Here is a 23429-nt window from a genome sequence, read left to right as displayed (position 1 = left end):
GGTTGGCCCGGTGTGGCGCAAGGTTAACCCCCCAGCCCTCGCAGCTGCATTAGGTAAGAATACCGAACGATGGCCATTCCCCAGACATTCATCCAGGAGCTGCTCGCGCGTGCGGACGTGGTGGAGATCGTCGGGCGTTATGTGCAGCTGAAAAAGGCCGGCGCCAACTTCATGGGCCTGTGCCCGTTCCATGGCGAGAAGTCGCCTTCGTTCTCGGTCAGCCCGACCAAGCAGTTCTATCACTGCTTTGGCTGCGGCAAGAACGGCGATGCGATCAGCTTCCTGATGGAGCACGCGGGCATGACCTTCATCGAGGCCACCAAGGACCTCGCGCAGCAATACGGCATGGAAGTCCCCGAAGAAGACACGACCCCGCAGGAACGTGAGCGCGCGGCCAAACAGCGCGAGAAGCAGGCCACCCTCAACGATGTGCTCGAAAAAGCGGGCGAGGCCTATCGCAAGCACCTCAAGCAGAGCCCGCACGCTGTCGATTACCTGAAGCGGCGCGGTCTTTCTGGCGAGGTGGCGCGCGACTTTGGCCTGGGCTATGCGCCCGAAGGATGGCGCAGTCTGGCCAGTGTGTTTCCCAACTACGACGACCCCTTGCTGGCAGAAAGCGGCCTGGTCATCGTCAACGACGAAGAAGACAAGCGCTACGACCGCTTTCGCGACCGGATCATGTTCCCCATCCGCAACGTCAAGGGTGAATGCATTGGTTTCGGCGGGCGGGTGCTCGGTGATGAAAAACCCAAGTACCTCAATTCGCCAGAAACCCCGGTCTTTAGCAAGGGCCGCGAACTCTACGGCCTGTTCGAGGCGCGCACAGCCCTGCGCGAACACGGCTACGTGCTGGTCACTGAGGGCTACATGGATGTGGTGGCCCTGGCGCAGCTGGGCTTTCCCAATGCGGTCGCAACGCTGGGCACGGCCTGCACCAACGACCATGTGCAAAAGCTGTTCCGGTTCACCGATTCGGTCGTGTTCAGCTTTGATGGCGACGATGCCGGACGCCGGGCTGCGCGAAAGGCGCTGGACGCTGCCCTGCCCTTCGCAACCGACGTTCGTTCGGTCAAGTTCCTGTTCCTGCCATCCGAGCACGACCCCGACAGCTACATCCGCGAATTCGGCAAGGAAGCGTTCTCACGCTACGTGAGCGACGCCACGCCGCTCAGCCGCTTCCTGATCGAAGCTGCGCGCGAGGCCTGCGACCTGACCACTGCAGAAGGCCGGGCACATATGGCCGCCAACGCAAAGCCGCTGTGGAACGCGCTGCCAGACGGCGCGCTCAAGCGCCAGCTGCTGGGAGAAATCGCCGCGCTGGCGCAGCTCGATGCGCGCGACCTCACCAGCCTGTGGGGCGCGAAACCGCCACCTGCTGCCGCACAGCCACAGGCCCGTCGGGAGCCGTGGCGCCCGTCCCGCAAGCCCGGACGCGCCCTGCCCCCCGGCCGTGCGGATCGCGCCCTGCAAATCGTCTTCATGGACCCGCAGGCCTGGGGCACCCTCAGCCATGACGACCATCACCTGCTTTGCGACCTGCCCGCCCCGCACGGGCCGCTGTTTGCATGGCTCGATGCCTACACCCACGAGCACGGTGCCACCGACTGGGATGCCTTGCGGCAAGCGGCGCAGGGGCACGAACATGAAGCCTTTCTTCTCGACCAGGCAGGCAAGATGCTGCCCGACATCGAACACGACCTGACCGAACTGCAGCAGATCCTGCGGATGGAGCGCGACCGGCGGCTGGACGACGAGCGCAAGGAACTGTCAGCCCGGGCCGCCACCGACCCGGCTGCATATGAGCGCCTCAAGCAGCTGTGGGCCGAGGCCAAACCGCAAAGATAAGCCTCGAAAAGGCTTGAAAAAGCGCAGCGGCGGTATAATGTAAGGTTACCGCGGCAAGAGCGACAGCAGCACCTCCGGGCCCGGCCAACCGACGCAAATAGCGCGACCGGCCAACTCACCGCAAGGACTGCACCCCAAATGTTCGCCCACACATCTTGCCCATTGAGGAATTGACAGGCCTTTCTGCCGGGTATCCCCGACAGGTCTGCTTTTCGACTCCTCTTCTCGCCCGCGCCGGGTATTCATGGCGCTATTTGTGATTCTGCTTTTTAGCCACCAAGGTATTAATTCATGCCCGCTCAAAAGTCCGGAAAGCTCATCAAGCCTGCCGCGAAACCTGTCGCCAAAAAAGTAGTCAAACCGGCTCCGCCTGCCAAAGCGAAGCTTCATGTGGTGAAGCCACCACCGAAGCCCGCGCCGAAAGCCACCGCCAAGCCCGAAACGAAAGTCAAGCCAGTGCCAGCATCGAAGTCGCCCGTCCACACCGAGAAAGCCGCCGCCACGCAAGAGCCCAAGAAGCCCGTCGCCGCAAATGCCGTTGAAGAAGTCGTGAAAAAGAAGCCGGGCCGCCCTCCCAAGGTCCAGGTGCCAGGCGCCGAAGCCCCTGCCAAGACGGGCGCCAAGCGCGGCCGCAAGCCCAAGAACGCAGCCGACGGCAAGCCGGGCGATGAAATGGACATGTCGGACATCGAGGAAGACCTCGTTGGCGAGCCGGTCGTCGAGACGACCGAAAAGGTCAAGCCGCTGCGCATGAAGATCAGCAAGGCAAAAGAGCGCGCCTTGATGAAGGAATTCGGCCTGGATGAAACCGTCCTGTCCGAAGAAGAAATGGCAAAGCGCCGCCAGCGCCTGAAGACCCTCATCACGCTGGGCAAGACGCGCGGCTACCTGACCCACTCCGAAATCACCGACCACCTGCCCGAAAAGCTGGTCGATGCCGAAACGCTCGAAGTCGTGGTCACCATGCTCAACGACCTGGGCGTGGCGGTGTACGAACAGACCCCCGATGCAGAAATGCTGCTGCTGAACAACACGACGCCCACCTCGGCGACGGTTGAAGAAGCAGAAGAAGAAGCCGAAGCGGCCCTGTCCACCGTCGATAGCGAGTTCGGCCGCACGACCGACCCGGTTCGCATGTACATGCGCGAAATGGGCACCGTCGAACTGCTGACGCGCGAAGGCGAAATCGAAATCGCCAAGCGAATCGAAGGTGGCCTGATGGCCATGATGGAAGCGATCTCCGCATCGCCCGCCACCATCGCCGAAATCCTGCGCCTGGCCGGTGATATCCGCGAAGGCAAGATCGTCATCTCCACCGTGGTGGATGGCTTTTCAAATCCCAATGAGGCCGACGACTACGTAGCCGAAGAAGACTTCGACGAGTTCGACGCCGATGATGACGACGACGGCAACGGTGGCTCCAAGGCCCTGACCAAGAAGCTCGAAGAACTCAAGACACAGGCACTCGAGCGCTTCGACCGCATCCAGCAGCTGTTCGAAAAAGTCCACAAGATCTACGACAAGGAAGGCTGGGGCACCCCTGCCTACGTCAAGGCGCAGAGCCAGCTGTCCGAAGAGCTGATGACCATCCGCTTCACGGCCAAGACGATTGAAAAGCTGTGCGACATGGTGCGCGGCCAGGTCGACGATGTGCGCAAGAAAGAGCGCGAACTGCGCCGAATCATCGTGGACAAGTGCGGCATGCCGCAGGAAACCTTCATCAAGGATTTCCCGCCCAACCTGCTCAACCAGAAATGGGTCGAAAAGCAGGCTGCCGCCGGCAAGCCGTGGTCGGTCATCATCGCCCGCAACATCCCGCCGATCCAGGAACTGCAGCAAAAGCTCGCTGACATCCAGTCGCGCGTGGTGGTGCCGCTCGCGCAGTTGAAGGACATCAACAAGCGCATGAACGAAGGCGAGACGTCGTCGCGCGATGCCAAGAAGGAAATGATCGAGGCCAACCTGCGCCTCGTGATCTCCATCGCCAAGAAGTACACCAACCGCGGCCTGCAGTTCCTGGACCTGATCCAGGAAGGCAACATCGGCCTGATGAAGGCGGTGGACAAGTTCGAATATCGCCGTGGCTACAAGTTCTCCACCTACGCGACCTGGTGGATTCGCCAGGCCATCACGCGCTCGATCGCTGACCAGGCACGCACCATCCGCATCCCGGTTCACATGATCGAGACGATCAACAAGATGAACCGCATCTCGCGCCAGCACCTGCAGGAATTCGGCTTCGAGCCCGATGCCGGCATCCTGGCTGCGAAGATGGAAATCCCGGAAGACAAGATCCGCAAGATCATGAAGATCGCCAAGGAGCCGATCTCCATGGAAACGCCGATCGGCGACGATGACGATTCGCACCTGGGCGACTTCATCGAAGACCAGGCCAACACGGCACCTATCGAAGCCGCCATGCAAGCCGGCCTGCGCGATGTCGTGAAGGACATCCTCGACTCCCTGACCCCACGCGAAGCCAAGGTGCTGCGCATGCGTTTCGGCATCGAGATGAGCACCGACCACACGCTGGAAGAAGTCGGCAAGCAGTTCGACGTGACCCGCGAACGCATCCGCCAGATCGAAGCCAAGGCGCTGCGCAAGCTCAAGCACCCCAGCCGCTCGGACAAGCTGCGTTCGTTCATCGACACGCTCTGATTGCCAGGCTGTCATCCCGGACTCTTCGACAAGCTCAGGAGAGCTTGGATCCGGGATCCATGCCTTGCGAAAGCGCCCTTCGGGGCGCTTTTTTTGCACTCAACTCGAACGACCCGCCAACAACCTGTGGGTGCTCAACCGCTCGAATTGCGCTATCAGAGCGTCAAATGTTCATCTGCGAACGACCCAAGCTCCTGATGCAGGTAATTCCAGTCACGCAGGCAGGTATCGGTTCGCTGCAGATCGTTGTGCGCTTGCGACTCTCGCAGTTCCTTCAGGCTCAGCACAGTCTCACGAATGGTTGGCCGTTCGACCGGCGGGACAGAGGTTTTGAGCTTCACGATTGAAGATCCTGAAGTTTTTGCACCTCCGCGGCCACCTTGTCACACGCGCCGATCAGGTCAAGGACAAGCCGCTCAGTTATATCCAGCATCCCTTCGTACTCACCCAGGTTTCGAACCTGATGACACTTGGCAAGGACTCGCCAGACTTCTGGGCCCAGCTGGAGCGTGTGAGGCAGCATCTGGAACACGATGTAGCGATTGCCGGATCGGTAACCGTTCCATCGCAGCGCCGCGAGGCACAGCGCGTGAGCGGCGTTGTATGCAAGATCGAACTGGCTAACGAGCTTCAGGCCGGGCGCACGAGCGTCAGCCAGCTTGTCAAGACCCATCGAATACAAGCCTTCAAATTCTTTCGCGTTGGGGGGCTCGGCCTGGAGCGGCTTGCCCGGCCCGCACAGATTTTCAAATGCGGAGGTCATGTTCACTTCCAAAGAGCCATACCTTGGGCTGAGACAAAACCCGACTCACGAAGACACTGTCGTCCGCGACGCGCTTTGCGAGCTCTTTAGGTGTGTAGATAACGGGATTGATTTCGCGGCCCAGACCTTGCGCTACGGGCTCCAACGCGGCGACTGCGTCTGCGTAACCAAGCGAATCGCTGATGATCATCACGTCGATGTCGCTTGCTGCGTGGTCAGTCTGCTTCGCCACGGACCCAAAGACGAAGGCCGCGAGGATCTGATCTTCCAGCTCTGCCAATGAGGCCCGCAATGGCTCCGCAATACCGACGGTCTTTCGCGCGATCCCGCACAATTCCTCGTAGATCGGCGACGCTGGATTGGCCTGGTAGTGCTTCTGGTTCCCGACGGGGCGCACCGTCACGAGCCCACTCAGCACAAGCCGCCCCACTTCGCGTTGCACTGCGCCCGATCCGGCACGAGCGAGCGCAATCAGCTCCGTCGCATAAAAGCTTCGATCCGGTTGCCCAAAGAGCAAGCCAAGCACCCTCTGCTGCGTACTGCCAAAGAGCGCAGAAGCGAGACTCACTACCCCTGGAGATTGGTTACCCGATGTCGAATTACCCATTTTGGGCATTTTAATACCCAATTTGGGGTTACGTGCGCCCGCAAGAGCAGCGAGGAACAGGCTTCCCTCAAAACGGATAGTGCCGGGGCGTCGTCTGCAGCGTGATCCAGCGCAGTTCGGTGAACTCATGCACACCGGCGCGGCCGCCGAAGCGGCCCATGCCACTGCCCTTGACGCCACCAAACGGCATCTGCGCTTCGTCATGCACCGTCGGCGCATTCACGTGGCAAATGCCCGAGTCGATCTTGCGGGCGACATTGAAGGCGCGCGCGATGTCCTTGCCGAACACGGCGGCAGACAAACCGTACTCGTTGTCATTGGCGCAGGCAATCGCCTCCTCGACGCCGTTGACCCGCACGATGGCTTTGACCGGGCCAAAGGTTTCCTCGTGGTAGATGCGCATCGCCGGTGTCACATGATCGAGCAGTGTCGCAGGCATCAGCGTCGAATCCGACTTGCCACCGCACACCAGCTTGGCGCCCTTTTCAAGCGCGTCCGCGAGCAAGGCATTGCAGTGCTCCACTGTGCTCATGCCGATCACGCTGCCCAGCACCACAGGCTCAGGCTTGCGCGGATCGCCCACCGGCAATGAGCGCGCCTTGGTGGCGAAGCGCCGCACGAAATCGTCGGCGATCTTTTCGTCAACGATCACCCGCTCGGTGCTCATGCAGATCTGGCCGCTGTTGGCGAAGCATCCGAATGCGGCGGCGTTCACTGCATCGTCGAGGTCAGCGTCATCGAGCACCACCAGCGGCGCTTTACCGCCGAGTTCCAGCACGGCGGGTTTGAGGTACTTGGCGCAGGTCATCGCAATCAGGCGGCCCACGCGCGTGGAACCGGTGAAGTTGACACGCCGCACTGCCGGGTGCGCGATCATCGCTTCGACCACTGCGGCCGCGTCTTCAGGCGCATTGGTGATGTAGTTGACGACGCCTGCGGGCAGGCCCGCCTCCTGGAACGCCTCGACGATCAGTTGATGCGTGCGCGGGCAGTTCTCGCTGCCCTTGAGCACCACGGTATTGCCGCACGCGAGCGGTGTCGCAATGGCGCGCACACCCAAAATGATGGGCGCGTTCCAGGGCGCGATGCCCAGCACGACGCCAGCAGGTTGGCGCACGCCCATCGCCAGCGAGCCGGGCACATCCGATGGGATGACCTCGCCCGAAATCTGCGTGGTGAGCGAGGCGGCTTCGCGAATCATTCCTGCCGCCAGCATCACGTTGAAACCTGCCCACATGCCGGTGGCGCCTGTTTCCGCTGCGACGGCTTCGACGAACTGCGGCAGCTTCGCTTCGAGCTTGTCGGCTGCCTTCAGCAGCAGCGCGCGCCGCTCGCCGGGACCGGTCTCGCCCCAGGTGCGGAAGGCTTCGGCAGCCGCTTCGACCGCCATCACGGCATCAGCAGGTGAGCATGCCGGGGCGCGTGTAGCCACGGTACCGTCAAGCGGGTTGCGGCGTTCGAACGTGGCGTTCTTTTCGGCCGTGACTTTCAGGCCGTTGATCAACATGGAAAGGTCAGACATGGGGTACTCCAGAAAATTCAGGGTTTGATGGGGATGGATGCCGGATCAGGTCCGGCATGACAGCTTTGCCTGTCATTGCGCGCTCGACCCGCGATCCATGCGGCTTTCGACCGTGCGCAGCGACGTCGCAGAAACCGCCCGTGACGCAGTCGTGGTCTCGCTACTCTCAGCGCCCAGATACGCCTCGCGAATCACGGTTGAACGCGCCAGCAGCTTCGCAGGCCCGCTCGCGACCAGCGCGCCGCGCTCCAGCACATAGCCGCGATCGGCAACGGCCAGCGCCTTCTTCACGTTCTGCTCGACCATCAGCACCGTCGTGCCGCCGTCTGCAATGCGACGCGCGATCGTGAGCAGTTCATCGACCATGCGCGGCGCAAGACCCAGCGAAGGCTCGTCCAGCATCAACAGCCGCGGCGCCCCCACCATCGCGCGCGCCACGGCCACCATCTGCTGCTCGCCGCCGCTCATCGTGCCGGCCAGTTGCGTGGCCCGCTCGCGCAGCTTCGGAAAATCATTCATCACCCGCTCGATGCGCGCAGGTCGCTCGGCGCGCGGGACCAGCCAGCCGCCCAGCTCCAGGTTTTCCAGCACCGTCATCTGCGAAAACAGCTGCCGTCCCTCCGGCACGAGCGCGACACCCGCACGCACGATCTCATGCGTCACGTCCGGCAAATCTTCACCGTCCAGCAGCACTTCACCCGCGCGCGCAATGAGGCCGCTCAATGCGCGAAGCAGCGTGGTCTTGCCCGCACCGTTCGGGCCGAGGATCACCGTCAGGCCCGGCTTGATCTCGAAATCAACACCACGCAACACCATGAAAGGCCCGTACCCAGCCGCCAGGCCTCGCACCGTCAGATGCGCCTTGCGCCCGCGCGAACCCAACTCGAACGCCGTATCCCGCCAATGCATCACAGCGAAGCCTCCGCCATCTCGTCGCCCAGATAAGCCTCGATCACTTCGGGGTTGCGCACGACCTCGCGTGGCGTGCCGTCCGCAATCAGCTTGCCCTGATGCAGAACCAGCACCCGCTCGACGTGGCGCAGCAGCGTCGTGACGGCGTGCTCGATCCAGATCACGGTCAGATCGAGTTCGTCGCGCAGGCGACGAATCAGCCGTGCCATGTCTTCCAGTTCGGCCTCGGTGAGGCCTGCGGCAACTTCATCGAGCAACAGCAGGCGAGGCCGCGTGGCAAGCGCCATCCCGATTTCGAGCAGGCGCTGCTGCGAAGGCGTGATGGACCCCGCCGGCACGTCTGCCTGCGCCGACAGGCCGATCAGCTGCAGGATGCGCGGCGCATCACGCAGCACCCAGGCAACGCCCTCCTCTTCGCCCCACAGCCAGTACTTGCGCGGCCTCTTGCCCGCGAACTTCAAACCGAACTCCACATTCGAAAGCACCGACATGTCGGCAAAAACGCGTGGCGTCTGGAAGGTCCGCGCAAGTCCGTGCGCCGCAAACCGATGGGGCCCACGACCGGTGAGTTCACGCCCTGCGACCTGGAGCCGTCCCGACGTCACAGGCTGCACACCCGAGATCGCGTTGAAGAACGTGGTCTTGCCCGCGCCGTTCGGTCCGATGATGCCCACCAGCTCACCAGCGCCAAATCGGGCGCTCACCGCATCGACGGCGACGAGTCCACCAAAGCGCACAGTGATGTCTTGTGCTTCGAGCAATGCCATGGCGGAATCAGACAACGCGCCGCTCCCTTGCACGCTGCTTGTCGCGCGCCTTGTCACCGCTCAATTCGTAGCGGCGCAACTTGGACCAGTCCCGGGTAGACCGCCACCAGCCACGGAAAGTCTCCCAGCGCAGCGACGCCAGGCCACCGGGCAAATACAGCACCGACAGAATCAACAGCAGGCCCAGCGTCATCATGTAAACCTGCGGCGCCGAAAGCCGCAGCGTCTCGGCCAGCAGGCTGAACACGATGGCGGCGATAAGCGGTCCCCACAGCGTGAGTGCGCCGCCAATCAGCGCGATCAGCACGGTCTGGAAACCGATGAACGGATTGAACACCGTGACCGGGTCGATATAGGTCCAGCGCACCGACATCGCAGCGCCCACCGCACCGGCAAAACCTGCGGTCATGACGAAGCCTGCCAGCTTCACCCAGCGCGTATTGACGCCAAGCGTCTGCGCGCGCTGCTCATCGGCGCCGATGCCAGCGAGCGCCAATCCGAACCGCGTGCGCCGGACCACGATGGACACCGCCACTGCCAACACCGCAAGCCCCAGCACCGTCAGGTAGATCGTGTCGCGCGACGGCACCACGGTGAGCACCCGCCCCACAGTCCCGGTCACGCTCTTTTCAAAGTAAGTGATGGCGTGCCGGATCAACTCCGTCATGCCGAATGTGAGCACCGCGAAATACGTGCCGCGCAGATGCAGCACCGCCGCACCCATGACCAGCGCCACCAGCATCGCCAGCCCCGCGCCAAGCGCAATCGCCTGCACCCACGGCATCTTTTCCAGCGCGAGCGCGCAGGTGTAGGCACCGATACCGAAGAACGCGGATGTTGCCAGCGACAGGTAGCGCGTGGTCCCGCAAAACAGCGCCCAGCTCGACGACAGCGCCACGTACATCAGGCAGGTCAGCGCCAGTGACACGACGAACTCGCTGCCCCAATAAGGCAACGCGAGCGCCCAGCCGGTCAGGCCGAACAGCACCAGCAAATCTCGAATGAACAATTGGCGCGATGTCATGCCTTGCGCCTCCGGCTGGCAAAAAGGCCCTCGGGGCGAAGCAGCAACACGCCGATGAAGACGCCGTAAGACATCAATGCCTTGAGCGATGGGTTGGTGTAGTGCATGCCGATGGCTTCGACCAGTCCGAGCAGCAAACCACCGGCCAGCGCGCCGCCCATGCTGCCGAAGCCGCCTAGCGTGATGACGATGAGCGCTGTCACGGTGTAAGGCTCGCCCATCGACGGAGAGATGGTGTAGGCCATCGACAGCAAACACCCGGCCACACCCGACAGCCCCAGCCCGATGCCGAACATCAGCGGATGCAGCATGCGTGTGTTGATACCCACCAGTTGCGCGCCGATCTGCGACTGCATCAAGCCGCGCACGCCCTTGCCCAGCAGGGTCTGGCGCAGCAGCACGATCATGGCCGCCGCAAATGCCAGCGCCAGCGCGAACACCAGCAGCTTGTTGCCCGCGAACTGCGCGCCGCCGAACTTGATCGGTTCGGTAAGGTAGTCGTAGCCGCGCAGGTCGCCGCCCCACATCCAGTTGACGAAGTTCTGAACGAGAAACATCAGGCCGAACGCCACCATCAGGCCGCGCGCCTCGAAGATATCCAGGTTGGGCGAGGTCGCATTGAGCCTTCTGAAACACAGCCAGTGAATGACGACGCCCAGCGCCATCAGCATCAGGAACGACACCGGCACCATCAGCAGCGGCGACAGCCCGAACGAGGTCTGCGCCATCCATGTCAGGTACGCGCCGAGCATCAGGAACTCGCCGTGCGCGATGTTCAGGATGCGCATGAGGCCGTACTGCAGGTTCAGCCCCAGCGCGACGAGTGCGTAGATGCCGCCGGTGATGAGACCGGAGGTCAGGAGTTCAAGCCAGGCGCCTGGGGACATGTGTATGTGCGGTTCTTGCGAATAAAAAAGAGGTTGTTATGCAGGGCGTGCGCTTCGCAAAAAAAGGCTGTCATGCCGGACTTGATCCGGCATCCACCGCGAAGCGGCGGCTGCGCCTGATCGACCGCAGCATGGATTGCGGATCAAGTCCGCAATGACAGCCTTCGTTCTCTTCACGAAGGTCTCTCACCCTATCAAGCCAGGCTCCCTACTTCCACGCCGGCTTCGCCGCATTCAACTTCGCCGTCGCCAGCTTCTGCGGCCACACCACCTCAAACTCGCCGTTCTGCCACTGCCCCACCGTCCCCGGCGTCGCCGTGTTCTCGCTCCCCGTGAACTTCACATCACCAATGATGGTCTTGTGCGTCGTGTTCGCGATGTAGTCGCGCATGGCCTTACGATCCAGGCCGGTCTGCTTCACGGCATTCGTGAGAATCTCCAGCCCCGCCCAGCAGTGACCGCTGGCCCAGCGATCGGGCTCCTTCTGCGCGCCGAACTTCTTCACGTGCGCATCGAAATACGCCTTCGCGCCGGGACTCGTCTTCGAATTCCACGAACCCATGCCCAGCACACCCTCGGCACCGGCAGGCGTCATGACATTGCGATAAAGCTGGAAAGCCGTACCCACCGACGCATAGAAGAACTTCGGATTGAAGCCAATCTCCTTGGCCTGGCGGCTCGCAAGAATCGTGTCCGGCGGATAGGTGAAGCCGACGAATGCGTCAGGGTTCTTGTCCTTGATCGAGCGCAGCGTCGGCGACAGATCCTTCACACCGCCCGGATAGCTCGTGTCCTGCACCAGCGAGATGCCGCTGCCGGCCAGCGCCACCTTGAGCGCGGCATAGTTCTCCAGGCCAAACAGGTCATCGACATAGATGCAGGCGAGCGTCTTGGCGCCACTGGCCTTGAGCATGTCTACCAATGCATCGCACATCGGCTTGGGCTGCTGCAACAGCAAAAAGAAATACGGCAGCTTCATTTCTGCAAGTCGACGCGAAAGCGCCGTGGGTGCCAGGAACGGATAACCGAACCGGTTCGCCAGCGGCGCGACCGCGAAATTGGCGTTGCTGCCCCAGGGCGGCAGCACCAGGTCGACCTTGTCGCTGCCCATCAACTTTTCATAGGTGCGAACGACGGTTTCCATGTCGCTGCGGTCGTCCGACGAGATCAACTCGATCGGCCGCTTCACGCCCTTGACATCCAGTCCGCCCGCCGCGTTCTGCTGCTCGGCCCACAGCAGGTAGTTCGGCTCCTGGCTGACCTGCGCGCCTCCGGTCCACGGGCCGGTTCTGGCGATCGCGTAGCCGACACGCACAGGCCCGGACTGGGCAAGCAGGCCGGGCGTCACAGCGCCTGCGCCCACGACGGCGGCGGCCCCCTGGATGAACTGGCGGCGGTTCTTTTGCAACTGGTGCAGGGACATGGCAAGGTCTCCTTCGTTCGAATGGTGTGGCTATCGTAGAAACCTGCAACGCATGGCGCTTTGCTCTGCGAGCACAAAGCGATTGACCCGGCGTGCAAGGGCCTGCGGGTTATCCCTCAAACGACCCGATAGCCGCGCCCGCTATGCCCCTCCATAATCAAATCCCATGACCCCGTCCATTGCGCTTGACACCGACGCCGTCGCCGAACGCGATCGCGCGCCGCAGTGGTGCGAGTGGGTCTGGCAGCACTTCGGCGGGCTGCAGTCGGACCTGTACGGCGATACCGATTTCGATGGGCGGCTGGCCGCTTCGCACGCAGGCGATGTCATCCTCACGCGGCTCGAAGCCAACCGGCACCGTGTCCTGCGCACACCGTCGATGGCGCGCGCTAGCGAGACGGCCTACCTCAAGATCGTTGCCCCCTGGGAAGGCAGCGCCGTGGTGCAGCAGCAAGGCCGCGAAGCCTGCGCGCGCAACGGCGCCTGGGTGATCTACGACACCTCGGGCGCTTACGAAATCGCCAACCCGGAACGCGTCGACCACCTGATCGTGATGGTGCCGGCCAGTGCCATCCAGGAGCGGGGCCTGCGCATCGATGGCGCAATGGCACGGCGGCTGGGCACGAGCGGCATTTCGCGCGTGGCGCTGGAGACCATGCGCAACACGTATCTCGAATTGCCAAACATGAGCGAGGCCTCCGCGCGCGGTGCAGGCGAGTTGATCAAGCAACTGGTGCAACTGTCGCTGATGGAAGTCGCAGGCCACGAGACCGCGGTGACGCAGCGCGAGGCTTTGCGCGACCGCATACGTGCGCATGTGCAGCGCAACCTGCGCGACCCTGCGTTATCGGTGGACAGCATTGCCCGCGCACTGAACTGCAGCAGGCGGCACTTGTACAACGCGTTTGCGGGCGAAGGCGAGTCGATTGCGGTGTTCATCCAGCGGTTGCGTTTGCAGGCCTGCATCCGTGACCTGCAAGAGAGTGCGCAACCGAGCCGGCCGATCACTGACATCGCGATGTCGTGGGGGTTTGGAAACCCGTCGCACTTCAGCCGGCTGTTTCGCGATCACACCGGCAAGAGCCCGTCGGAGTTCCGGCGCGGCCGTCGAAGTCATGGATTGCGGGTCAAGCCCGCAATGACAGTCACGCACCCTTACCGCGCAACGCCCAACAACTTCTCCAGCAACGCCGGCTGCTCCCGCAACTCGGCGGCCGTCCCGCTGTGCACCACCGTTCCTCTGTCCAGCACCACCGCGTGATGCGAGATCGCCAGAATCGCCTGCGGATGCTGCTCCACGATGATGGCCGACAGGCCCTCTTCGCGTGTGATGCGGGCAATGGCGCGCAGCAACTCTTCCACGATGATGGGCGCCAGTCCCTCCAGCGGTTCATCGAGCAGCAACAGGCGCGGATTCACAACCAGCGCGCGTCCGACAGCCAGCATCTGCTGCTCACCGCCTGACAACTGCGTGCCCAGATTCGTCTTGCGTTCGGCCAGCCGGGGAAACATGGCATAGACACCATCGGGCGTCCACTTGCCGGGCCGCGCAACCGCCGTCAGGTTCTCGTGCACCGTGAGCGACTTGAAGATGTTGCGCTCTTGCGGCACCCAGCCGATGCCTGCTGCGGCCCGCTGGTGCGAAGCCATCGTGTGCAGCGGCTTGCCCGCGAGCGTGATAGCGCCGCCATGCTGGCGCGTTGCACCGGCCAGCGTGTTGATCAGCGTCGTCTTGCCGGTGCCATTGCGGCCCAGCAGCGCCAGCGTCTGTCCTTCACCGATCGCCAGCGACACATCGTGCAGCACCACGGCCTCGCCATAACCGGCGCTCAGGCCCTCGACGCGAAGCAGTTCAGCCATGTGCAACCTCCGCATCCCCATGCGCGTCCCCATGCCCCAGATACACGGCCTTGACCTGCGGATCGTTGGCGATCTCTTCGGGGTTGCCTTCCGTCAGCACAGCGCCGTTGACCAGCACCGTCATGCGATCGGCAAAACTGAACACCAGGTCCATGTCGTGTTCGATCAGCAGCACCGACACATCGGCCGGAAGATCGGCCACGGTTTGCAGCAGCTCTTCGCGCTCGCCCGCAGGCACACCCGCAACCGGTTCATCGAGCAGCAGCACGCGCGGCTCGCAAGCCAGCGCAATCGCAATTTCAAGCAGGCGGCGCTTGCCATAAGCCAGATGCTCGGTGCGCTGGTCGGCCACTTCGGCCAGCCGGAACTGCTCCAGCAACTGTTCACTTCGGTCCGTCACATCCTTGCTCGCCCCGAGCGCCTGCCACCAGCGCGCGCCCAGTCCGCGATGCTGCGACACGACGAGGGCCAAGGTCTCCAGCGGCGTCATCGAATTGAACAGCTGGTTGATCTGGAAGGTGCGCACCATGCCGCGCCGCACGCGCTGATGCGGCGCGAGATGCGTGATGTCCGCGCCTTCCAGCGTGATCGAACCTTCAGTGGGATCCAGCACACCCGTGAGCAGGTTGATCAGCGTTGTCTTGCCTGCGCCGTTCGGGCCGATCAGCGCATGACGCGCACCACGCCGCAAGTCGAGCGTGACGTTGTCGGTGGCAGTGATGCCTCCGAAACGCTTGACCAGCCCCCTGGCCGAAAGAACGATATCGCTCATGGTTTCTTGCCGCCCGTCCTTGACGCAAACCAGGTGTGCGGACGCAGCAGGCGCTCGCGCCCGACCAGCACCAGCACGACCAGGAACAGGCCGATCCAGAACGTCCAGTATTGCGGCGTGATCGACGACAGCAGGTCCTGCATCAGCTTGAACACCACTGCGCCTGCGATGCCGCCATAAAGCCATCCGGTGCCACCGATCACCAGCATCAGCATCACGTCAGCCGAGCGGTGGAACTCGAAGACATCGAGCGATGCGAAGCCGGTGGTCTGCGAAAGCAATGCGCCTGCCGCACCCGCGATGCCCGCGGCCACGGTGTAGATCACCGCAATGCGCGAGGTGACCGGAATGCCAATGGCCATCGCACGCAGGCGGTTGTCGCGGATCGCCTTGAGCGTCGCGCCGAACGGAGAGCGCACCAGCCGCCGGGCCAGAAAGAAGAACACGAGCAGCAAGCAGAGCGAATACAGGGCCGCTGTCCTGCCGCCCAGGTCAAAGGCAAAGGTGCCGAGCACCGGGCCCATCACCACGCCCTGCAGGCCGTCGGCGCCGCCGGTGAGCCAGTCGAGCTTGTTGGCCAACTCCAGCAGGATGAGGGCCACGCCCAGCGTCACCATCAGCCGGGTCAGGTCGCTGCCCCGCAGGATCGTCAGGCTGGCGACTGCGCCCAGCAGCGTTGCGCCACCGATGGCGACCGCCAGGCCGAGGAGCGGGTCTGGCATGACATGCTTGGCAAAGAGCGCTGCCGCATAGGCGCCGAAGCCGAAGAAGGCGGCATGGCCCAGCGAAACGATGCCGGTGTAACCCAGCACCAGGTCGAGCGAGAGCGCAAACAGCGCGACGATGGCGATCTCGTTGATGAGTGCTGCGTGCGACGGAAACACCAGCGGCGCGGCAAAGGCAGCCAGCCACAGCACCGGCTCCCAGGCACGCCAGCGGCCGGTGCGCAGCAATGATTCACGCGGGCTCATGCGCTACCTCCGCGCCGCACGAACAGCCCTTGCGGACGCCACAGCAGGATCAGGATCATGAGAAAGTAGACGATGAACGCGCCCATCTTGGGTATGTAGTATTTGCCGGCGACATCGGCCACGCCCAGCAGCAGCGCTGCCAGCAGCGGACCGGTGATCGACGACGTGCCGCCGACGGCGACCACGATCAGGAAATAGATCATGAACTTGAGCGGAAAGCTCGGGTCCAGCCCCAGCACTTCCGCCCCCAGTGCACCGCCCAGGCCCGCCAGGCCCGAGCCGGCTGCGAAGGTCGCGAGAAACACGATGTTGACGTTGATGCCCAGACCTGCCGCCACCCGCTGATCGTCGACCGCTGCGCGCAGGCGGCTGCCGAATCGCGTGCGCGAGAGCACGTATTGCAGGCCCACGGTGAGCGCTGCGCACACCGCAATGATGAACAGCCGGTAGTGGCCCATGCCGAGCGTCCACGCGCCGGAGCCGATTTCGGTACGGCCCTTCAGCCATGCGGGCAGTTGCACGATCTGCTGGGTCGAGCCGACGAAATAGTCGACCGCAGCCACTGCCATGAAAGTCAGGCCGATGGAGAACAGCACCTGGTCCAGGTGCGGCTTGTTGTAGAGCGGCCGGTAGACGGTGCGTTCGAGCACCGCGCCCAAGAGCGCCGAGATCACGAATGCGAGCGGCAGGCACACCAGGAACGGCACGCCCAGGTGCTGCATCGCCAGCACGGTGACGTAACCGCCCACCATCGCGAATGCACCGTGCGCCAGGTTGATGAAATTCATCAGGCCCATGGTCACGGACAGGCCGACCGCGAGAACGAACAGCAGCATGCCGTAGGCGATGCCGTCAAAGAGGATGGTGAGCATGTGAGTCTGTTCCCTCTCCCCCCGGGGAGAGGGTTAGGGTGAGGGTCAGCGGCGCCGTCAGTTCTTGCCCGGGTCCTTGACGTCCTTGATGACGTCGAATTCCACGTTGTAGAGCTGGCCGTCTTTTTTCTCGACCTTGCGCAGGTACACGTTCTGCACGATGTCACGGGTTTGCGCATCGATGAACACCGGGCCGCGCGGGCTCTCGAAGATCTGGCCCTTCATGGCTGCAAGCAGTGCGTCGCCGCCGCCCTTGCCGCCGGTCTTCTTCAACGCTTCGTAGATCACGCGCATGCCGTCATAACCACCGACTGCCATGAAGTTGGGACGCAGTCCCTTGTTCGCCTTGCCAAACGCCTCGACAAACTTCTTGTTCGCAGGCGAAGGGTGGGCCGCCGAATAGTGATGCGATGTGACGACGCCGAGCGCGCCCTCACCCATATCGTTGAGCTGGTCGTCATCGGTCACGTCGCCCGTGCCGATCAGCTTGATGCCGGCCTTGTCCATGCCGCGTTCGAGGAACTGCTTCATCACGGCTGCGCCCGCGCCCGAGGGAACGAAGACGAACAGCGCATCCGGCTTGCCATCACGCACCTTCTGCAGGAACGGCGCGAAGTCGGGGTTGCGAAGTGGCACGCGCAAGGCCTCTGTCACCTGGCCGCCGTTGAAAATCAGGCGTTCCTTGAAATACTTTTCTGCGTCGATACCGGGGCCGTAGTCGGACACCAGGGTCACGACCTTCTTGATGCCGTTTTTGGGCGCCCAGTCAGCCAGCGCAACCGAGACCTGCGGCAGCGTGAAGCTGGTGCGAACGATGTACGGCGATGCCTGCGTGATGCTGGAAGTCGCTGCGGCCATCACGACCTGCGGGGTCTTGGACTGGGTCGCGATCGGTGCTGTAGCCATCGCCGAGGGCGTGATGCCGAAGCCGGCGAGCACATCGACCTTGTCGTTGACGACCAGTTCCTGGGCGAGGCGGCGGGTGACGTCCGGCAAGCTGGTGTCGTCCTTGAGGATCAGCTGGACCTTGCGCCCGCCAATCGTGTCGCCGTTTTGCGCCATGTAAAGCCGCGCAGCAGCCTCGATCTGACGGCCGGTGCTCGCCTGTTGGCCGGTCATCGGCAGGATGAGGCCGATCTTGAAGGCTTCCTGCGCCATCGCGACGCTGCTTGTACCGGCCAGTGCCGTCAAGACGGCCGAGCAGATGGCGGTTTTGACCAGGGTTCTTTTGTTCACAAGTGTCTCCTTCAAAAATCGTGAGTGATTCTGTACGTCGCCAGCCTTGCTGTGAAGCCGGGACGCAGACTAGCAGTTATGCCATCGCAATATATCCGGGCTTGAGGTATTCAAACAGGAAACTGAAGTCATGGATGCCGGATCGAGTCCGGCATGACAGCCATGCCTCTCAGTCATCCGCCCGCCACGACGAATCCAGCGTGACTTCACCAACCACGCGCGACACACAGGCGCAGATGCGCGAGTTCTCGCGCTTTTCATCCTCGGTCAGATAGACATCGCGATGATCAATCTCGCCCGAAACCGCAATCACATCCATCGCGCACAAGCCGCATTCGCCGCGCTTGCAGTCCGACAACGTCTGCACGCCCGCCTGCTCCAGCGCGTCGAGCAAGCTGCAATCGGCGGGCACCATGATGTCCAGCGAGTGGCGCGGCAACTGCACGCGAAACGCCTGCGGCGCGAACCGGCCGCTCGATCCGAAGGTTTCATAGCGCAGCGCAGTCGGCTCGCGCCCTGCGGCAGTCCACGCATGGCGCGCCGCATCCAGCATCGGCACCGGTCCGCACACATAGAGCTGCGCGCCATCGGGCAACGCAGCAATCTCGGCGTCGAATGCGATGGGTTCGCCAATCGCGGTGCGCATCGCGTCACCCAGGCACCCGCGCAACTCATCGCCGTAGGCCAGTTCGTCGGCCGACCGCACGCCGTAGATCATGCGCACCTGCGCGCCTCTTGCCTGCAACGCCAACGCCATGGAAACCATAGGCGTCACCCCGATCCCGCCAGCGACCAGCAAATACGCAGGCGCATCCAGCGCGAGCGGAAAGTGGTTCTGCGGCGCAAGCACCTGCAGCCGGTCACCTTCGGCCAGCTCCCACATGGCAAGCGACCCGCCTCGTCCCGCATCCATGCGCTTCACAGCGATTCGGTAGCACGAGTCATCGGGCGTGCCGATCAATGAGTACGAACGCGTCTGCGGCTTGCCGTTCACCAGCACGCCGACCTGCAAGTGGCTGCCCGGCGACCAGTGCTCGGCGACTCCATCGCCGGGCGTGAGGGTGAACTCGCGAACCGTAGTCGTCACATCGCGAACGGCGGTGACCACGGATTCGCTCCAGTGCGAAGTGGTTTTCATTTCTTGCGGATCAGGCGAACGCCCGGCATCTGGTCAAGGTTGTGGTTCTGCACGGCTTCGCGCAGGTTGCGCTGCGCCAGGCGCGAGTGCTCGCGCATGATGGCTTCGGCCCGGGCACCTTCGCGCCGCTCGATCGCGTCGATCAGCTGGCGGTGCTGGTCCTGCGCGACGATGAGCATGTCGCGCGCTTGCGGCGAATTGGCCTGCACAACGACAAACGCAGAAGGCGATGCAAACGGCAAGCTGTTCACGCGCTCGAGTTCGCGCTTCATCAGGCTGCTGTCTGCCATCTCGCCGAGCAGCAAATGGAAGCGTTCATTGAGCTTGACGTAGGCCGAGAAAGACTCGTCGTCCAGCGCGCTCTGGCGCAGCAGCGCATCAACCGCATCCAGGCACTCGCGCGCTTCGCTCAGCACGACAGGCGCGGCGCCCCGCTCTGCCGCCAGCCGCGCGGCGAGACCTTCCACGGTGCCACGCAACTCGATCGCCTCGGACACCTCGCGCTCGGAGAACGTGCGCACCGCATAACCGCCGTTGGGCAGGGACTCGATGAGTCCTTCCTGCTCCAGCCGCATCAGGGCCGCGCGGATCGGCGTGCGCGAGACGCCCAGCTTTTCGACGATGGACAGCTCCGCGATGCGCGTGCCGCCGGGCAGCTCGCCCGCCAGGATCATTTCGCGCAGGCGCAATTGCGCCCTCACCTGCGCGCTGTCGGGCGTCGCCGCGGCAGCAAGGTCGGTCTCGAAGGCCCGCTTCATGCGACCCGCCGGATCGGGAACACCGGCGCAGGCTTGCGCTCTTTCGCGATCATGTTGTCGATGAGACGCCGCGCCCACATCGAGCCCGCGTCGATGTTCAGGTTGTAGAACTTGTGGTCGGGATGCTCGTCGATCGCTTTTTGCTGCGCTTCGAGAATCAGCTCGTCCTCGCGAAAGATCGACGCCACGCCCTCGCGCAATTGATGGGTGAGGCGTTGCTCGCCCAGGCAATAGTTGCGCGCGAAAGCCCAGAAGTAGTGACAGGTCTTGTCCGTCTCGGGCGTGATGGTGTTGAGCACGAAACCATTGACGCCCCTGCTGCGATCGCTGTGCTTCGGATCGCCCTTGTTGCCGCCAGGTGGCACTGCGCCGGTTCCGGTCTCGGCGACACCGACATCGATGCACACCGTCGCAGGCGCTTCAAAGCGAATGATCTGCCAGCGGTCCACCTTCCCTTCGTAGCCCAAGCCCTGCATGATTTGCCCGGCCCAGAAAGGCGGCGCGTCGATGTCTTCCATCCAGCGCGTCACGGTGGCCGTGCGGTCGCCGTGCGTTGCGACGAACGGTGCTTCGGCAACCGCCTGCTGGCCGATGGACGAGCCGTGCACGAATGTTTCGTGCGTGAGATCCATCAGGTTGTCGACGACCAGCCGGTAGTCGCACTTCACGGTAATCAGCTTGCCGTCGCCGGCCCACTGCGCGTCATCGTTCCAGTGCATGTCGGGCACGAGCGCCGGGTCGGCCTTGGCCGGATCGCCCGGCCAGATCCAGACGAAGCGATGCTTTTCCACCACCGGATAACTGCGCACGCAGGCCGACGGGTTGATCGACTCCTGGCTGGGCATGTGGGTGCAACGCCCTTGCGCGTTGAAGACCAGGCCGTGGTAGCCGCAGGTCAGCTCATCGCCATCAAGCCGCCCCATCGACAGCGGCAGCAGGCGGTGCCAGCACGCATCTTCGAGCACGGCGACGCTGCCGTCGGTCTTGCGAAACATCACCAACTTCTGGTTGCAGATGGTGCGCGCGAGCAGCGTGCGGCCGACCTCGACGTCATAGGCAGCGGCGTACCAGGCGTTGAGGGGAAAGGTGGGTTGGGCGGCATTCATGGATACGTATTGTATACAGCAACTATTGTTTTTCCAGTGAAATTGGCGATTTCAGTCGGTTTCAAGCCGTTCTTGTATTCTTGAATCCCGCCAAGTCGTGTCATAAGATGCGCCCGAACCCCATCCGAAGGAGCCTTCCATGACCCAGCTTCCCGCCCATTACGACCACGTCGGCAGCTTTCTGCGTCCCAAGTACTTGCTGGACGCACGCGAGCAAAAAGCCAAAGGCGAGATTACGCCCGAGCAACTGCGCGCGGTCGAAGACAAGGCGATCACCGAGATCGTGAAGTTCCAGGAAGACGTGGGCTTGAAGAGCATCACCGACGGCGAATTTCGCCGCACCTACTTCCACATCGACTTCCTGGAAAAGCTGGGCGGCGTCAAGACCGACATCCCGGTCACGATCCGAAAGGCCGATGGCACCGAAGAACTCGCGCCGCCTGTCATGCGCGTCGTCGACAAGGTGCGCCACACCACCGACATCCAGAAGGCCGACTTCGAATACCTCAAGAGCCAGGTCAGCGCGGGGCACACACCCAAGGTGACGATTCCCTCGCCCACGATGCTGCACTTTCGTGGCGGCCGCGCAGGCATCAGCCGTGACGCCTATCCCGAGCTCGACCCGGCCTTCTACGACGACGTGGCCAAGGCCTATGGCGATGAGTTGCGCTCGCTCGCAGCAGCGGGCTGCACGTACGTGCAGATGGACGACACCAACCTGGCCTACCTGTGCGACGAGAAGATGCGCGAAGCCGCCCGCCAGCGCGGTGACGACCCCAACGAACTGCCGCATCGCTATGCCGCCTTCATCAACAAGGTCGTCGCGCAAAAGCCCGAAGGCATGCTGCTGGCCATGCACCTGTGCCGCGGCAACTTCAAGAGCACGCATGCAGCCAGCGGCAACTACGAGCCGGTTGCCGAGGCGCTCCTCAAGGAGATGAACCTCGACGCGTACTTCATGGAGTACGACGACGACCGCTCGGGCGACTTCAAGCCGCTGCGCTTCCTGGCCAAAGGCAAGACCGTGGTGCTGGGCCTGGTCACGACCAAGTTCGGACAGATGGAAGACAAGGACGAACTCAAGCGCCGCATCGAGCAGGCCGCCAAATACGCGCCGCTGGAGCAGTTGGCCCTGTCGCCGCAGTGCGGCTTCTCCAGCACGGTGCACGGCAACAACATCGCGGTGGAAGCGCAGCGAGCCAAGCTCCGGCTGGTGATCGAAACCGCTCGCGAAGTCTGGGGCGACTGATCCGGCTGTTCTCCCCTCCCCCGCTGGGGGAGGGCCAGGGTGGGGGCAGGCAGCCCCAAACCAGGAACCGCCAACTCTGCGGTAACCTCCTGCGCCATGACGCAGATCAACCTGAGAATCCGCAAAAAACCGCAGACCCCGGGCGGCGTTGCTGTCTTTTGCATCGCCAGAAACGAGCTGTACTTTCTGCCGTTTTTCCTCGCGCACTACCGCGCGATGGGCATCCACGAGTTCTGGTTCCTCGACGACAAATCCACCGACGGCACATTCGAATACCTGATGGAGCAGCCCGACTGCGCGGTGATGCGCGCGAACGTCGGCTATGGCGACAAGGTGTATGGCAACCGCAAGTTCGGCCTCATCGTCCGCACGCTGGTGCCGCATCAGTTCCTGCTGAACCGCTGGGTGCTGATCGTGGATGCCGACGAATTTCTGTTCCTGCCACCTGGCATCGAAGCCATCGACGATCTCGCAGAGGGCCTCGCGCGCAACCGGATCAATTCGGCCCGCGCGCTCATGCTCGACTGCTTTCCGGCAACGCTGGCCGATCTCGACGGCGCGCAGACCAGCCAGTCACCATTCGAGCTCAACCCGTACTTCGATGCGCTGCAGGGCTTCAGCTGGGGGCCCGAGCAGGTCTGGCCGGATACGGAATACCTGAAAGACAGCGTCAGGCCCCGAATGATGGCGGAACTCGTTCGCCGTCAGGTGCCGATGGGAAACCTGCTGGACGACTACGGCCACGCCAGCCTGCACAAGATGCCGCTTCTTTACTGGACCGACCAGGTTCAGATGAACACATCGCATCGTGCCAATGTGCCGGTGAGTGACCGCGTCCAGCTGGCCCTTGCGCACTTCAAGTTCTATCCCGGCTACCAGCGCCGCATCGCGGATGCGATTGCCTCGAAGGCGTACTGGCTGGCGTCATCCGAGTACCGCTTCATGGACGTCGCCGTGCGTGAACTCAGGCAGTGGCCGCTGCAGGGGCCCCGCTCCAGGCGCCTGGACTCGGCGCAGGACCTTGTCGACGCCGGCCTTCTGTACTCCCATTTAGACTAG

Annotated in this window: 22 protein-coding genes; 5 read left to right on the top strand and 17 right to left on the bottom strand. The window is 63.1% G+C overall.

Translation table 11 applies throughout. From position 1 onward, the window contains the following. Nucleotides 1–69 precede the first annotated feature (69 nt). Nucleotides 70–1845, top strand: a complete 1776-nt coding sequence (dnaG, locus tag AQ12_RS05015; protein ID WP_048438783.1) for a DNA primase — start codon at nucleotides 70–72, stop codon at nucleotides 1843–1845. 291 nt (nucleotides 1846–2136) lie between these two features. Then, nucleotides 2137–4503 (top strand): RNA polymerase sigma factor RpoD, encoded by a 2367-nt coding sequence (gene rpoD, locus AQ12_RS05010; protein WP_048438782.1) that lies wholly within the window; start codon nucleotides 2137–2139, stop codon nucleotides 4501–4503. A gap of 155 nt (nucleotides 4504–4658) precedes the next feature. Here rpoD and AQ12_RS05005 read toward each other — a convergent pair whose 3' ends face one another. The 9 genes from AQ12_RS05005 to AQ12_RS04965 all read right to left on the bottom strand — a co-directional run bounded on the left by AQ12_RS05005 (nucleotide 4659) and on the right by AQ12_RS04965 (nucleotide 12408). Next, nucleotides 4659–4844 carry a hypothetical protein gene (locus AQ12_RS05005; protein WP_048438781.1) on the bottom strand — a complete coding sequence of 62 codons (186 nt, stop codon included), beginning with the start codon at nucleotides 4842–4844 and terminating at the stop codon, nucleotides 4659–4661. After that, nucleotides 4841–5266, bottom strand: coding sequence for a hypothetical protein (locus AQ12_RS05000; protein WP_048438780.1), 426 nt, complete (start codon nucleotides 5264–5266; stop codon nucleotides 4841–4843). The genes AQ12_RS05005 and AQ12_RS05000 overlap by 4 nt, the downstream gene beginning before the upstream one ends. After that, nucleotides 5250–5873: a nucleotidyltransferase domain-containing protein gene (locus AQ12_RS04995; RefSeq protein WP_048438895.1), complete on the bottom strand. Its 624-nt coding sequence runs from the start codon at nucleotides 5871–5873 to the stop codon at nucleotides 5250–5252. Before AQ12_RS04995 ends, AQ12_RS05000 begins: the two co-directional genes overlap by 17 nt. 67 nt (nucleotides 5874–5940) lie before the next feature. Next, nucleotides 5941–7395 (bottom strand): aldehyde dehydrogenase, encoded by a 1455-nt coding sequence (locus tag AQ12_RS04990; protein ID WP_048438779.1) that lies wholly within the window; start codon nucleotides 7393–7395, stop codon nucleotides 5941–5943. Nucleotides 7396–7467: 72 nt separating this feature from the next. Next, a complete protein-coding gene (locus tag AQ12_RS04985) occupies nucleotides 7468–8304 on the bottom strand; it encodes an ABC transporter ATP-binding protein (protein ID WP_082151411.1) in 837 nt (278 codons plus the stop codon). Continuing rightward, entirely contained in the window at nucleotides 8304–9074 is a 771-nt protein-coding gene (locus AQ12_RS04980) for an ABC transporter ATP-binding protein (protein WP_048438777.1), read from the bottom strand. The genes AQ12_RS04985 and AQ12_RS04980 overlap by 1 nt, the downstream gene beginning before the upstream one ends. A 7-nt stretch (nucleotides 9075–9081) precedes the next feature. After that, entirely contained in the window at nucleotides 9082–10098 is a 1017-nt protein-coding gene (locus AQ12_RS04975; protein ID WP_048438776.1) for a branched-chain amino acid ABC transporter permease, read from the bottom strand. Then, the gene (locus tag AQ12_RS04970; RefSeq protein ID WP_048438775.1) at nucleotides 10095–10985 is read right to left on the bottom strand and encodes a branched-chain amino acid ABC transporter permease; all 891 of its coding nucleotides are present in this window, start codon (nucleotides 10983–10985) and stop codon (nucleotides 10095–10097) included. Before AQ12_RS04970 ends, AQ12_RS04975 begins: the two co-directional genes overlap by 4 nt. Before the next feature lie 208 nt (nucleotides 10986–11193). Then, the gene (locus AQ12_RS04965; protein WP_048438774.1) at nucleotides 11194–12408 is read right to left on the bottom strand and encodes an amino acid ABC transporter substrate-binding protein; all 1215 of its coding nucleotides are present in this window, start codon (nucleotides 12406–12408) and stop codon (nucleotides 11194–11196) included. Between the two features lie 166 nt (nucleotides 12409–12574). Between AQ12_RS04965 and AQ12_RS04960 the strand changes: the two genes are divergently transcribed. Further along, nucleotides 12575–13669 carry a helix-turn-helix domain-containing protein gene (locus AQ12_RS04960; RefSeq protein WP_082151410.1) on the top strand — a complete coding sequence of 365 codons (1095 nt, stop codon included), beginning with the start codon at nucleotides 12575–12577 and terminating at the stop codon, nucleotides 13667–13669. On the opposite strand, the gene AQ12_RS04955 is transcribed toward AQ12_RS04960, so the two are convergent. The 8 genes from AQ12_RS04955 to AQ12_RS04920 form a co-directional block, all read right to left on the bottom strand. After that, nucleotides 13564–14268 (bottom strand): ABC transporter ATP-binding protein, encoded by a 705-nt coding sequence (locus AQ12_RS04955; protein WP_048438773.1) that lies wholly within the window; start codon nucleotides 14266–14268, stop codon nucleotides 13564–13566. The two genes, AQ12_RS04960 and AQ12_RS04955, sit on opposite strands and share 106 nt — an antisense overlap. Further along, nucleotides 14261–15040, bottom strand: a complete 780-nt coding sequence (locus AQ12_RS04950) for an ABC transporter ATP-binding protein (protein ID WP_048438772.1) — start codon at nucleotides 15038–15040, stop codon at nucleotides 14261–14263. Before AQ12_RS04950 ends, AQ12_RS04955 begins: the two co-directional genes overlap by 8 nt. Beyond that, complete coding sequence (locus AQ12_RS04945; RefSeq protein WP_048438771.1) at nucleotides 15037–16011, bottom strand: branched-chain amino acid ABC transporter permease; 975 nt, start codon at nucleotides 16009–16011, stop codon at nucleotides 15037–15039. Before AQ12_RS04945 ends, AQ12_RS04950 begins: the two co-directional genes overlap by 4 nt. After that, nucleotides 16008–16883: a branched-chain amino acid ABC transporter permease gene (locus tag AQ12_RS04940; RefSeq protein WP_048438770.1), complete on the bottom strand. Its 876-nt coding sequence runs from the start codon at nucleotides 16881–16883 to the stop codon at nucleotides 16008–16010. Before AQ12_RS04940 ends, AQ12_RS04945 begins: the two co-directional genes overlap by 4 nt. A 57-nt stretch (nucleotides 16884–16940) precedes the next feature. Then, on the bottom strand, nucleotides 16941–18089 hold the full coding sequence (locus AQ12_RS04935; protein WP_369798972.1) for an ABC transporter substrate-binding protein: 1149 nt from the start codon (nucleotides 18087–18089) through the stop codon (nucleotides 16941–16943). Nucleotides 18090–18288: 199 nt separating this feature from the next. Then, complete coding sequence (locus AQ12_RS04930; RefSeq protein WP_048438768.1) at nucleotides 18289–19257, bottom strand: PDR/VanB family oxidoreductase; 969 nt, start codon at nucleotides 19255–19257, stop codon at nucleotides 18289–18291. Continuing rightward, nucleotides 19254–20015: a GntR family transcriptional regulator gene (locus tag AQ12_RS04925; protein ID WP_048438767.1), complete on the bottom strand. Its 762-nt coding sequence runs from the start codon at nucleotides 20013–20015 to the stop codon at nucleotides 19254–19256. Before AQ12_RS04925 ends, AQ12_RS04930 begins: the two co-directional genes overlap by 4 nt. Further along, nucleotides 20012–21121 (bottom strand): aromatic ring-hydroxylating dioxygenase subunit alpha, encoded by a 1110-nt coding sequence (locus tag AQ12_RS04920; RefSeq protein ID WP_048438766.1) that lies wholly within the window; start codon nucleotides 21119–21121, stop codon nucleotides 20012–20014. The genes AQ12_RS04925 and AQ12_RS04920 overlap by 4 nt, the downstream gene beginning before the upstream one ends. 139 nt (nucleotides 21122–21260) lie before the next feature. Here AQ12_RS04920 and AQ12_RS04915 point away from each other — a divergent pair, with 139 nt between their 5' ends. Together AQ12_RS04915 and AQ12_RS04910 are read left to right on the top strand one after the other, a co-directional pair. Further along, a complete protein-coding gene (locus AQ12_RS04915) occupies nucleotides 21261–22370 on the top strand; it encodes a 5-methyltetrahydropteroyltriglutamate--homocysteine S-methyltransferase (RefSeq protein ID WP_048438765.1) in 1110 nt (369 codons plus the stop codon). Nucleotides 22371–22466: 96 nt separating this feature from the next. Beyond that, a complete protein-coding gene (locus tag AQ12_RS04910) occupies nucleotides 22467–23429 on the top strand; it encodes a glycosyltransferase family 2 protein (protein ID WP_048438764.1) in 963 nt (320 codons plus the stop codon).

Source organism: Caenimonas sp. SL110, assembly GCF_001044395.1.
Classification (GTDB): domain Bacteria; phylum Pseudomonadota; class Gammaproteobacteria; order Burkholderiales; family Burkholderiaceae_C; genus Ramlibacter.
The sequence above is the reverse complement of the archived record's forward strand: the minus strand, read 5'-3'. Positions and strand labels throughout refer to the sequence as shown.